The organism is Paenibacillus sp. 01L418, from assembly GCF_056400045.1.
This window is the reverse complement of record NZ_JBFTSN010000037.1, coordinates 22,491-33,546: the sequence shown is the minus strand read 5'-3', so window position 1 is coordinate 33,546 and position 11,056 is coordinate 22,491. Positions and strand designations below refer to the sequence as shown.

Annotated in this window: 11 protein-coding genes; 9 read left to right on the top strand and 2 right to left on the bottom strand. The window is 48.0% G+C overall.

Annotated features, from left to right (window positions below):
- From AC1DSE_RS07990 to urtE, 5 genes are all read left to right on the top strand, one after another.
- Positions 1 to 687, top strand: a 687-nt coding sequence (locus AC1DSE_RS07990) for a transporter substrate-binding protein (protein ID WP_477527563.1), incomplete at its 5' end; no start/stop codon positions are given.
- A gap of 129 nt (positions 688 to 816) precedes the next feature.
- Positions 817 to 1,722 carry an urea ABC transporter permease subunit UrtB gene (gene urtB, locus AC1DSE_RS07985; protein ID WP_339205875.1) on the top strand — a complete coding sequence of 302 codons (906 nt, stop codon included), beginning with the start codon at positions 817 to 819 and terminating at the stop codon, positions 1,720 to 1,722.
- 22 nt (positions 1,723 to 1,744) lie between these two features.
- Entirely contained in the window at positions 1,745 to 2,827 is a 1,083-nt protein-coding gene (gene urtC, locus AC1DSE_RS07980) for an urea ABC transporter permease subunit UrtC (protein WP_477527562.1), read from the top strand.
- Complete coding sequence (urtD, locus tag AC1DSE_RS07975; protein WP_477511755.1) at positions 2,799 to 3,572, top strand: urea ABC transporter ATP-binding protein UrtD; 774 nt, start codon at positions 2,799 to 2,801, stop codon at positions 3,570 to 3,572. The genes urtC and urtD overlap by 29 nt, the downstream gene beginning before the upstream one ends.
- Entirely contained in the window at positions 3,550 to 4,245 is a 696-nt protein-coding gene (urtE, locus tag AC1DSE_RS07970) for an urea ABC transporter ATP-binding subunit UrtE (RefSeq protein ID WP_477511756.1), read from the top strand. Before urtD ends, urtE begins: the two co-directional genes overlap by 23 nt.
- Positions 4,246 to 4,332: 87 nt before the next feature.
- Here urtE and AC1DSE_RS07965 read toward each other — a convergent pair whose 3' ends face one another.
- Together AC1DSE_RS07965 and AC1DSE_RS07960 are read right to left on the bottom strand one after the other, a co-directional pair.
- On the bottom strand, positions 4,333 to 5,205 hold the full coding sequence (locus AC1DSE_RS07965) for a phosphotransferase (RefSeq protein WP_477511757.1): 873 nt from the start codon (positions 5,203 to 5,205) through the stop codon (positions 4,333 to 4,335).
- Between the two features lie 26 nt (positions 5,206 to 5,231).
- Positions 5,232 to 5,723 (bottom strand): hypothetical protein, encoded by a 492-nt coding sequence (locus tag AC1DSE_RS07960; RefSeq protein ID WP_477511758.1) that lies wholly within the window; start codon positions 5,721 to 5,723, stop codon positions 5,232 to 5,234.
- Positions 5,724 to 5,878: 155 nt separating this feature from the next.
- Between AC1DSE_RS07960 and AC1DSE_RS07955 the strand changes: the two genes are divergently transcribed.
- The 4 genes from AC1DSE_RS07955 to AC1DSE_RS07940 all read left to right on the top strand — a co-directional run bounded on the left by AC1DSE_RS07955 (position 5,879) and on the right by AC1DSE_RS07940 (position 10,113).
- Entirely contained in the window at positions 5,879 to 6,751 is an 873-nt protein-coding gene (locus AC1DSE_RS07955) for an SPFH domain-containing protein (RefSeq protein WP_477511759.1), read from the top strand.
- Positions 6,752 to 6,763: 12 nt separating this feature from the next.
- Entirely contained in the window at positions 6,764 to 6,949 is a 186-nt protein-coding gene (locus AC1DSE_RS07950; protein WP_076271291.1) for a type II toxin-antitoxin system antitoxin, read from the top strand.
- A gap of 343 nt (positions 6,950 to 7,292) precedes the next feature.
- On the top strand, positions 7,293 to 7,835 hold the full coding sequence (gene spoVT / locus AC1DSE_RS07945) for a stage V sporulation protein T (RefSeq protein ID WP_054025813.1): 543 nt from the start codon (positions 7,293 to 7,295) through the stop codon (positions 7,833 to 7,835).
- A 127-nt stretch (positions 7,836 to 7,962) separates the two neighbouring features.
- The gene (locus tag AC1DSE_RS07940; protein ID WP_477527561.1) at positions 7,963 to 10,113 is read left to right on the top strand and encodes a polysaccharide biosynthesis protein; all 2,151 of its coding nucleotides are present in this window, start codon (positions 7,963 to 7,965) and stop codon (positions 10,111 to 10,113) included.
- The last annotated feature ends 943 nt before the right edge of the window (positions 10,114 to 11,056 follow it).

Here is an 11,056-nt window from a genome sequence, read left to right as displayed (position 1 = left end):
GTATTCCCTCGTACCGCAAACCTCGTAATAAAAGAACAGTTGAAGGCTGAAGGCGGCGAACTGGTTGGAGAAGAATACACGCCGCTAGGCCATACAGATTACAGCACGCTAATCAGCAAGATCAAAGAAGCTAAACCAGATGTCGTATACAACACGCTTAACGGCGACAGCAACGTTGCGTTCTTCAAGCAATTGAAGGATGCAGGCATTACAGCTAAAGATTTGACTACTTTGTCAGTATCGGTTGCAGAAGAAGAGATCCGCGGTATTGGCGTCGATGTGCTGGAAGGCCATTTGGCGGCGTGGAACTATTATCAAACAACGGATACGCCAGCTAACAAAACGTTCGTCGAAAACTACAAAAAGAAATACGGTGATGAGCGTGTAACGGCGGACCCTATCGAAGCCGGCTATACAGCGGTCTACTTGTGGGCAAAGGCGGTCGAGAAAGCAGGCTCCACGGACGTAGATAAAGTAAAGGAAGCAGCCAAAGAGCTGGAGTGGGATGCTCCAGAAGGAAAAGTGAAAATCGACGGCGCTACTCAGCATATTTATAAAACGGTTCGTATTGGCGAAGTGCAAGCGGACGGCCAATTCAAGGAGCTGTGGAACTCAGGTGAAGCGGTTAAGCCGGATCCGTATCTCAAAGGCTACGACTGGGCAGCTAGCATTCAACCAACGCAATAATCCATAAGCAAACAATGGTCTAATACACAGCAATTAATGGGGGAGTATTCGATCGCTTCGAATGCTCCCTTCTGCTTTTTTTGTGACAGAGGAAGGCGACAGCCGTTTACGCTAGAGAGGAGCGGTCATATGGAAGTGTTTCTGCTGCAGCTATTTAATGGTTTAAGCATCAGCTCCATTTTATTGCTGGTTGCTTTGGGGCTTGCGATTACGTTTGGCTTGATGAAGGTCATCAATATGGCGCATGGTGAGTTAATTATGATCGGTGCGTACTCCACGTATTTGACGCAAAATGTGTTTCATGATTATTTGCCGAAATCGATGTTTGATTGGTATTTTGTATTGGCTATTCCGGTCAGCTTTATCGTTGCATTTATCATTGGTCTCATTCTCGAGATGTCGCTGATTCGCTTTCTATATGGACGGCCGCTTGATAGCTTGCTCGCCACTTGGGGTGTGGGTCTCGTGCTGCAGCAGCTAGCAAGATCTATTTTTGGGGCGCCAAACGTTGCAGTCACAAGCCCGGCATGGCTAAATGGCGGCTTGAAGATTATGGATGGAACATTGCTTCCTTACAAAAGGTTATTCATCATCGGACTCGTCATCGCTTGTTTAGTTGCTATGTATTTTTATATTTACCGCAGCCATGAAGGCAGAAGGATGCGGGCAGTGATGCAAAATCGCGATATGGCTGCATGCCTTGGCGTTTCGACAAGACGAGTGGATGCGATGACCTTCGCTATCGGATCGGGTATTGCCGGCATTGCCGGCTGTGCGTTAACGCTGCTTGGTCCTATCGGTCCGTCCCTTGGCACTTATTATATCGTTGATGCCTTTATGGTCGTCGTGCTTGGCGGAGTCGGCAAGCTGGTTGGGACGGTGCTCGGGGCAACAGGGATTGGAATGTTTAATACGTTGTTTGAGTATTGGACGAATGCTTCGCTTGGCAAGGTGCTAGTGTTTGTCTGTATAGTTGCTTTCCTCCAATGGAAGCCTATGGGACTCGTTGCCATGCGTTCGCGGTCGCTTGACTAGGGAAAAGAAAGGTGGAACGCTTATGCGCTTGCAAAAGTTTAYTCCTGCGCGGATATGGATCTTAATTGGCTATGCGGCAGCAGCGGCAGCACTCTTCTCCGCTCCGCTATTTGTAAGTGATTTTCGGCTCAATTTGTTAGCGAAATTTCTAGCCTTTGCCATAGTAGCATTAGGGCTTGATCTGATATGGGGCTACACCGGCATTTTAAGTTTAGGGCATGGCATTTTCTTTGGCTTAGGCGCCTACGCTATGGCGATGTATTTGAAGCTGGAGGCAAGCGGAGGAAGGCCGCCGGATTTCATGGGCTGGAGCGGTCTTAAAGAGCTTCCTCTTTTCTGGCAGCCATTTCAGAGCTTCTGGTTTGCGGTAGCGATGGGGATTGCCATACCTGCGCTGCTCGCGCTTGTGCTTGGTTACGTCACGTTCCGCAACCGAATTCGCGGCGTTTACTTCACGATCTTGACGCAAGCGCTCGTTATTATTACGACGACACTGCTCATTGGTCAGCAAGCTTTTACAGGCGGTACGAATGGGATAACAGGCTACTCTACCGTGCTTGGCTTCTCTATAGGTTCTCCTGAGACGAAGCGCGTGCTTTACTATATTACCGTCATTGCTCTCATTGCTATCTTCGTCTTTTGCCGTTACGTCATCGGCAGCCGCTTCGGCAAGGTGCTTCGTGCGATTCGCGATGGCGAGAACCGGGTGCGGTTTATCGGCTACAATCCCGCAATTTATCAAATGGTCATATTTACGATTTCGGCAGGCATTGCAGGTATAGCGGGCATGCTGTTTGTACTCCACGTCGGTATTATTTCACCGTCGATGCTCGGAATTGTGCCTTCGATTGAAATGGTTCTTTGGGTAGCAATTGGCGGACGTGGAACGCTGGTTGGAGCCGCACTCGGCGCTATCCTCATGAACTGGGCTAAAAGTGAGTTCAGTACCGCTTATCCGCAGGGTTGGTTATTCTTTATGGGGCTGCTGTTTGTGGTCGTGGTCGTATTTATGCCTAAAGGTGTTGCTGGCTTAGTTGGCCAATTGAAATTACGCAAAAAAGGGAGGGAGCCGAAGCATGAAGGAGTCCGCAATCCTGCTGTGTGATGATGTGACTGTTGAGTTCGATGGCTTTAAAGCGGTCCAAGGCATGAACCTAAAGCTTGAGAAAGGGGAGCTTCGTTTCCTCATTGGGCCAAATGGAGCCGGCAAAACGACAATTCTGGATGTGATTTGTGGGAAAGTAAGGCCTTCAGCGGGACGTGTCACATTCGGGAAGGTAGATATAACGAAAAAGAAAGAGCATCAAATTGCTGAGCTTGGCATCGGTCGTAAATTTCAAGCTCCTTCGATATTCCCTTCGATGACGGTTGCTGAGAATTTGGAAATCGCGATGCGCCAAAAGCGTACTGTGTTCGCGACGTTGTTTGCGAAGATGGTTGAGGATGAGCGGGCTAAAATTGACGGGCAGCTCGTTATGATTGGATTGCAGAAAAAATCGAGCTGGCGGGCAGGCGGTCTGTCGCATGGAGAGAAGCAGTGGCTCGAAATTGGCATGATGCTGCTCCAGGAGCCGGAAATATTGCTGCTCGATGAGCCAGTGGCGGGGATGACCGATAAGGAGACGGATAAAACGGGCGAGCTTCTCCACCAGATAGCCCGTATGCGGTCGATTGTAGTTGTGGAGCATGATATGGAGTTTGTTCGTAATTTTGCGAGCAAGGTCACCGTTATGCATGAAGGGAAGCTGCTGAAAGAAGGCTCGATGGATGAAATTCAACGAGATGACCGCGTGGCGGAAGTGTACTTGGGGAAAAGGCGGGATGCCGATGTTAGCCGTTCAACAGCTTGAGGCTGGTTATGGTGAAAGCATTATTTTACGTGATGTGTCGCTGAAAGTGAAGCAAGGGCAGGTTGTATGTCTGCTCGGGCGGAATGGCGTAGGCAAAACAACGCTTATGAAAAGCATTATGGGGCTGCTGAAGGCGCGCGAGGGTTCTGTTTCTTATAATGGCTCGGATTTAACGAAGAAAGCGCCGGGACTGCGGGCTAAAAGCGGAATCGGCTATGTACCGCAAGGACGCGAAATATTTGCTCAGCTATCCGTTTATGAAAATTTGCTGCTTGGCCTTGAGGCTTCAAAGTCGAAAATATCTTCTATTCCAGAAGAGGCTATTGCAAAGTTTCCTGTGCTGCCGGCAATGTATACGCGCCGCGGCGGCGATCTCAGCGGCGGACAGCAGCAGCAGCTTGCCTTCGCGAGGGCGTTAACTTCAAGGCCTCAAGTATTGCTGCTTGATGAGCCTTGTGAGGGGATTCAGCCCTCCATTGTCGATGATATTAGGGATGTTATTCGCTCAATTAAAGCGGATGGCAAGACGGCTATTTTGCTGGTGGAGCAAAGCCTGGATTTCGTTAAGAGTGTAGGAGACTACTTCTACGTGCTGGAAAAAGGGGCGATTGCGTGGGAGGGCGGCTTGGAGTCGTTGGATGATGAGGTCATACGCAAATATTTGACGGTATAAAGCGAATGATGAGCTAGAAGCGCCTTTATGAGAGGCGCTTTTTGCTTTGTGTTTTTAGAGCTGTTTTTGAGCTGTGATGATAGTGGTTTATTCATTGCTTATTAAGGACTTCCAGTAACGCCATGCTTGTAAGTAATCGTCTATATCGTGAGGGTGATGCTTGAGGCAAATGCCTAAGCGGTAATAGAGCTGAATGATCACTTCTTCAATTAGCCTTGGTTGATCCGCATCCGATTGATTAAGCATAACGAATGCAGGCATTAACGTCTCTATGCTCAAGTCATCAGGTGAGGAACAGAATGCATAAAGCAAGTCATAGAGCGGAGGTCCGATTATTGGTGATGGATCGATAACGCCAATTAACTCGTTATGACTAAAGATGAAGTTGTGAACACCGCAGTCGCCGTGAAGCAAAAATTTCCCCTGAGACTCACTCATCGTTGCTTTCTTTAAAAGTGATTTTACAAGGGTATGATCCTCTAATGGCAAGCGGTCGCCGATATAACTTCTAGCGTAATCGACTTTCTTCTCCATAAATTCTCGCCAAGTATTGCGGGGATTCTCCAGCCAATCTCCCCATTTCTGTGAGGGTGAGCAGCTTATGTAATGCTGAATAAGTCCGTTCACTAAAGCCTTCAACCATTGCTCCTTAGAGCCGCCAATATAATCGGTTGAACCCTTGAGAAATGTATAAACGATATATGTTTTATCTGGAGCGGTGTAAGTAAGCTTAGGCAATAGAGGGGCATCTGGATATGTTTTTTTATATTGTTCAACTAAAGAAAGTGCATCTGGCTGATCAAGCTTTAGCACATATTTGGGTGATTCATCAACTTTAATGAGATATACAAGACCTTCCGTCGTTCCGTCCATTTGTTTATGGAATTCGGACTGTTTTTCAATGGCACTTATATGCCGAAGATTTTCGATGATTTCCTGCACGCCGTTCTTTATTTTCATGTAAATCCCCCTGTATATGGAATGCTTTATGCTTCATCTGGTGAAGTGCTTTTATATTTCTCAGTCCAGCTTTTACGCCACTCTTGATAAGACATTCCTTGAATATCTTCTAAATTTTTGCCTTCTATAGACCAATACCCGCCGTCTGCAGTGTCTCCGTTTGGAAATGAAGTTCCTCCTATAGGCTGACCATCAGCCAAATAAACAAAAACATCTACTTTCTCTTTGCTCAGTGGATGGTTCGTTACGGTAAATTTCTGGATATGAATCGTTTTTCCAATATAATCGGAGGGGTTCACGCGCTGCAACCCCCAGTACATCATATAGGGCAATGCTGATAATTTCTGTTCGGTAAGCTCATAGCTCTCAACTTGCCCTTCTTTTGAGCTGATTCGATATCCTTTTTCTTCAAGATAGCTTTGAGAAATGGATTGCTCTGACGTTGTTTTGGTTTCTCCTGTACAACCGATCGACAAGGAAAGCAGAAATAGGATTAATAAATATTTCAATGTATTCATCCCTTCTTAATCTCTTTGCTTTTTGTGACGAAGCGGCAGCTCCCTTTGTTGCAAAAAGAGGTTGGATGTAAAAAGAAATAATTGCTTATATATGTAAAAAGTGATATCATATTTATATCAAAACAATATAGAAAAAGATGAAGGAGTGGGGTTTAATGAACGAGAAGAAAGCCTGGTATGTTAGCGGATACATGGCATTGCTGTTTTCGGTAGTTGCTGCTGCTGGCGGTATTTTTCTAACGATATCGGAAGCATCCAAGGACAGCGGGTCTGGGGTAATTATCGGTGTTGGCGCCTTTTTAATTTTGCTGTCCGTCATTTGTTTATCCTCTCTTACGATCGTGCAGCCGAATGAGGCGAAGGTGGTTACGTTTTTTGGAACGTATATGGGTTCAGTTCTTGAAAGCGGCTTATGGATGGTTCTTCCACTTACAAACAAGGTTAATATTTCACTTAAAGTACGCAATTTCAACAGCCAAACACTAAAGGTGAATGATGCGGAAGGAAATCCGGTGGAGATTGGTGCGGTTGTTGTATTTAAAGTAATGGATACGGCAAGAGCGAGCTTCGACGTTGATAATTATGAGCGTTTTGTAGAAATTCAAAGCGAGACGGCGATACGTCACATTGCCGCGCAATATCCTTACGATGTTTTCTCTACAGACGCGGCTTCCTCACTTAGAGGCAATGCGGATGAGGTAGCGGCGGAGCTAGGCAACGAGCTGCAAAACCGTCTTGCAGTTGCCGGCGTAAAGGTGCTTGAGACTCGCTTGACTCATTTGGCGTATGCTCAGGAAATCGCTAGTGCAATGCTTCAAAGGCAGCAGGCGATTGCGATTGTAGCGGCACGTTCCAAAATTGTTGAAGGTGCAGTTGGTATGGTAGATATGGCACTGCGGCAGTTGGAGGAAAACGGGATTAGCTTGGATGCCGAACGGAGAGCGGCGATGGTGAACAATTTAATGGTGGCGATTGTATCTGATCGCGCTGCAACTCCAGTCATTAATACAGGAACTCTTTACGGCTAGAGGCTGATTATTATGGCTAAAGAAAAGAAAGCATTTCCGCTTCGTTTGGATCCCGATATCCATCGTGCTCTTGAGCAATGGGCCGCAGACGAATTCCGCAGCGTCAACGGGCACATTGAGTTTTTGCTCAGAGAAGCGCTTGGCAAGGCAGGCAGGCTCAAAAAAACGAATCAGATGGACAATAATGAAGGTAAATAATATTTAGGCAAAGGGCGGTTATCGATTCAAATCGATAATTGCCTTTTTTAATCCATAAACAATTAAAAAGCATTTGCTTCTCATGCAAGCAAAAGGGAGAAATGGGGAATGCTGAAAACGAGCTCGGGGAAGCGTAAAACGAAGGCTGGACGATACGTCGACGGCCTTTTTCACAAAGAGATGGAACGTTTGGCTTGAACTGTAGTCCGTGCATAAGAAATTGGGAGCGGATGAATACTATGGTCAGATTCAAAATCTTTTGAAGGAAGTTTCTTCTTCGTTATAAACAAGCTGCAAGAATCCAGTCGATTCAAAATCCTCTAGGAAAGCGGGGCAACAAGAAATGAAAGCAACTGGAATTGTACGTCGCATCGATGATCTCGGGCGTGTCGTCATTCCGAAGGAGATCCGCCGTACACTGCGTATTCGCGAGGGAGACCCTCTAGAAATATTTGTAGATCGTGATGGCGAAGTTATTTTGAAAAAATATTCTCCTATCGGTGAGCTTGGCGACTTCGCTAAGGAATATGCGGAATCGTTATTTGAAGGAACAAATCATGTTACATTGATCACGGACCGGGATACCATAATTGCTGTAGCTGGAGCCTCCAAGAAAGAACTGCTTGATAAGCAGGTAGGCACTGTTCTGGAGAGTTGTATGGAAAATCGCAAGACGCTTGCTGAAGCAAATGGCGGTGCCTTTGAAATTGTGAAGGATACGCAGGAAACTTACAGCTCCTTCGTTATTGCGCCGATCATTGCGGGTGGCGACCCCATTGGAACAGTCGTGCTGCTTAGCAAGGATGAATCGGTAAAAATGTCTACTATGGAAACAAAAATGGCTGAAACAGCAGCGGGCTTTTTGGCAAAACAGATGGAGCAATAGTAAGAAATGTGGCTATAACAGCTTCTTTGATCGAGAAACACTCGATTGGGGAAGCTTTTTCCACGTTTACGATTGTGAGGTATAATAGATACCAATAGAAATCGTGCGACAGGCAGGAGTGAACGGGATGAACCGCAAGCCGGGGAAAAATAGGCAATCGGCGGAAATGCTGGGGCAGGCGGGTAAGCGAAAAACAAGCGTGGGAGTGGTCGAAGCACGCCAAGCTGAGGCTGAACTTACGGAGAGCCAAGAGCGACCTTGTGCCGGCGAACAGTCGCTAGCTAAAGCAGCGGAACCTGCAGTTGAAGGACGGGTTCAAGTAGAACGAAGCTCGAAGCAGCATCTCATGAATGGTGTTGCGCTCATGGCGGGTGCGGCGCTGCTGTCAAAGTTGATTGGTGTTTTTCAAAAAATACCGCTGCAAAATCTAGCTGGGGACCGCGTGTTTGGCATTTACAACGCCGTGTATCCGTTTTATCAGCTGGCAGCTGTTCTAGCCACTGCGGGATTGCCAACGGCCGTATCGCTTCTCATTGCAGAGAGGCTGCGCAAGGGAGATGATGCAGAAGGCGTCAGGCGAACGTTATACGCTGCGCTTTTGCTGCTTGGTGTGACGGGTATTATTTCGTTTGGCTTGATGTGGGGTGGAGCGAATCAAGTAGCAGGTTGGATTGGCGATGCGGAGACGGCTGGTGCAGTGCGCTCGGTCTCGTTTGCGCTGCTGCTTGCTCCATTCGTTGCTGCGTTAAGAGGATATGTGCAGGGAATCGGACAAATGGGATTGTCTGCCGCCTCACAAGTTGTTGAGCAAATGATTCGTGTAGGCGTAATGCTGCTAGTGCTTGCATTAAGCTGGTCCGCTGGATGGGCAGATGCATCTGTAGCGTCTGGTGTGATGAGCGGTTCGGCATTCGGAGCTTGCGCATCGCYTTTGCTGCTGGCTATATATTTATGGCGCAGACGCAGCGGGGAGCGGCTTAATCGAATGGCAGGGGCAATACGAGCAGAGATGAGAAAGCTTGCCGTTATTGCACTGCCTGTCGCGCTTGGCGCGGTGGTTGTTCCTGTTCTTGGCGTTGTGGATGCCTTTATGGTTCCTCGCTTATTGCAGGAAGGAGGGGCTTCGGAAGCTGCGGCAATGACATCGTTTGGCGTGTACAGCCGAGCGCAGCCGCTTGTGCAGCTTGTTGTTATGGTAGCTGGAGCGGCGGCAGCGGCGCTCGTACCAAGCATTGCGTTAGCACGTATGCGGGGTGCATACGGACAGCTTCGAGTACAGCTTTCGCTTGCTGAGCGGGCGGCTTGGGCAATCGGCGCTGCAGCAGCCATCGGCTTGGCACTGCTCGCGGAACCGCTCAATATGATGCTGTATTCGGATACTCAAGGTACATTCGCCTTCGCCTTGGTTGGCTGCACTGCTCTTGCGGGCAGTGTGAATGCGGTGACGGCACCTGTGCTTCAAGGATTAGGCGCTGTACGTATTCCAGCTATCCTGCTGCTGGTTGCAGCGCTGCTTAAAGGCGTCATTAACGCTGTGCTTGTACCCACGTATGGCATTGAAGGCGCAGCCATCGCAGGTGTCGTGGCACTAAGCGTGGCGGCTTTGCTTGGGATCATTGCAGTGCGGTATGCAGCTTCGGGTTCTGGAGCGGCGTTAGCTGGCGGACGAGCGGGTGTGGAAGGGCGTGTGAAGCCGCGCGATCGAGTGGTTGGTGAGAGGGTAGTGCGAGAGCGGGTGCTGGGAGAAGAGCAGGGAGGAGTGCAGGAGCGAGAGCAGGGACGAGTGCAGGAGCAAGAGCAGGAGCAAGTGCAGGGACGAGTGCAAGAGCAAGGGCAGGAGCAAGAGCAAGGGCAGGAGCAAATGCAGGGACGAGTGCAAGAGCGGTGGAGAGAGCAAGGGCAAGAGCGAGGACGAGTGCAAGAGCGAGAGCAGGTCCGAGAGCAAGGGCAGGAGCGAAAGCAAGGGAGAGAAGATGGACGTCAGCCGTCGCATGGGCGTGCGGCGGCGGGCACGGTCTTTGCGCTCGCGGTCATGGCCGCGGCGCTTGTTATCGCCGAGCGAGCGCTGAGCGCAGCGCTTGGCGGGCTGCCGCCTAGGGCGGCAGCAACWGCGCTTGCGCTGACGTGCGTTGCCGTCGGCGCTTGCGCCTTTGGCGTCGCAGCTTTGCGTGGCGGCGCTATCAGCGCGCGCGAATTKCGCGCGTTGCCGGGCGGCGCGGTGCTGGCCGCCCGTTTGCAGCGCTGGCGGCTTATTCCGCCAGCGAAAGATGAGCGCTAGCGCCGCAAGTTGGCGGCGGTGAGCGCTTGTAAAGCAAGTGTTTTTCATGGAGTAATATGTAAAACGCCAGTTGTCTGAGCTGCACAGGTTATCTCGTGTAGATTATTAGGGTTTTCTCTAAAGTTGAGAAAACCTAAGCATCTTTTCAGCACAATCATTGCTGTGCGGCATCGCTTGCCTCGATTGAACATGTAATCTCTCAACGTGATGAATCCACAGATCTGTTTCTGAACATTCCGCACTTCTGCTGCCCATTGGCAGAAAGCGCAACAAGATAAGACTAATATCTAGACTTATTTGTGGAATATTGATCATTCTGAAGCAAATAGAACTAAATTCTAGTCTTATTTCCGACCATTCCGCACTTCTGCTGTCCATTGGCAGAAAGCGCTACAAAATAAGACTAAGATCTAGGCTTATTTATGCAAAATTGATCATTCCGAAGCGAATAGAACTAAATTCTAGTCCTATTTCCATCCATTCCGCACCTCTGCTGCCCATTGGCAGAAAGCGTCGCAAAATAAGACTAATATCTGCACTTACTTGTGCAATATTGGTCATTTTGAAGAAAATAGATCTAGTTTCTAGATCTATAACAATCTCTAGGAATCTAGCAATTATGAGCAGAATTAGTAGAGGTTATTGCATAATCATTACATATTTTTATAAATAATTCTGTTAAATAGGTTAGTTTCACAGGTAATAAACCTGGTCACCAGCTCATTTATTCTGATCAACAACTCTCTCAATTGATGAACTATTTTTGATAGATATATGTCATTGAGATTAAACTATCCGCTATACCCATATCCCATATTGTTTCCTACGAATTGACTATTTCAACTATGAACATCCAGTGTGATATGCTAATCGCAAGCATTTTTTACGGCTATATTGAAGTTTATGTCAAATTGGTTCATTATTGATTTTTGAGCAAAAATAA

Excerpts from the sequence above, each read along its gene's own strand:
- urtB (WP_339205875.1), top strand. The coding sequence starts at position 817 with ATGGAAGTGTTTCTGCTGCAGCTATTTAATGGTTTAAGCATCAGCTCC.
- urtD (WP_477511755.1), top strand. The coding sequence starts at position 2,799 with ATGAAGGAGTCCGCAATCCTGCTGTGTGATGATGTGACTGTTGAGTTC.
- urtE (WP_477511756.1), top strand. The coding sequence starts at position 3,550 with ATGTTAGCCGTTCAACAGCTTGAGGCTGGTTATGGTGAAAGCATTATT.
- AC1DSE_RS07965 (WP_477511757.1), bottom strand. The coding sequence starts at position 5,205 with ATGAAAATAAAGAACGGCGTGCAGGAAATCATCGAAAATCTTCGGCAT.
- AC1DSE_RS07960 (WP_477511758.1), bottom strand. The coding sequence starts at position 5,723 with ATGAATACATTGAAATATTTATTAATCCTATTTCTGCTTTCCTTGTCG.
- AC1DSE_RS07955 (WP_477511759.1), top strand. The coding sequence starts at position 5,879 with ATGAACGAGAAGAAAGCCTGGTATGTTAGCGGATACATGGCATTGCTG.
- AC1DSE_RS07950 (WP_076271291.1), top strand. The coding sequence starts at position 6,764 with ATGGCTAAAGAAAAGAAAGCATTTCCGCTTCGTTTGGATCCCGATATC.
- spoVT (WP_054025813.1), top strand. The coding sequence starts at position 7,293 with ATGAAAGCAACTGGAATTGTACGTCGCATCGATGATCTCGGGCGTGTC.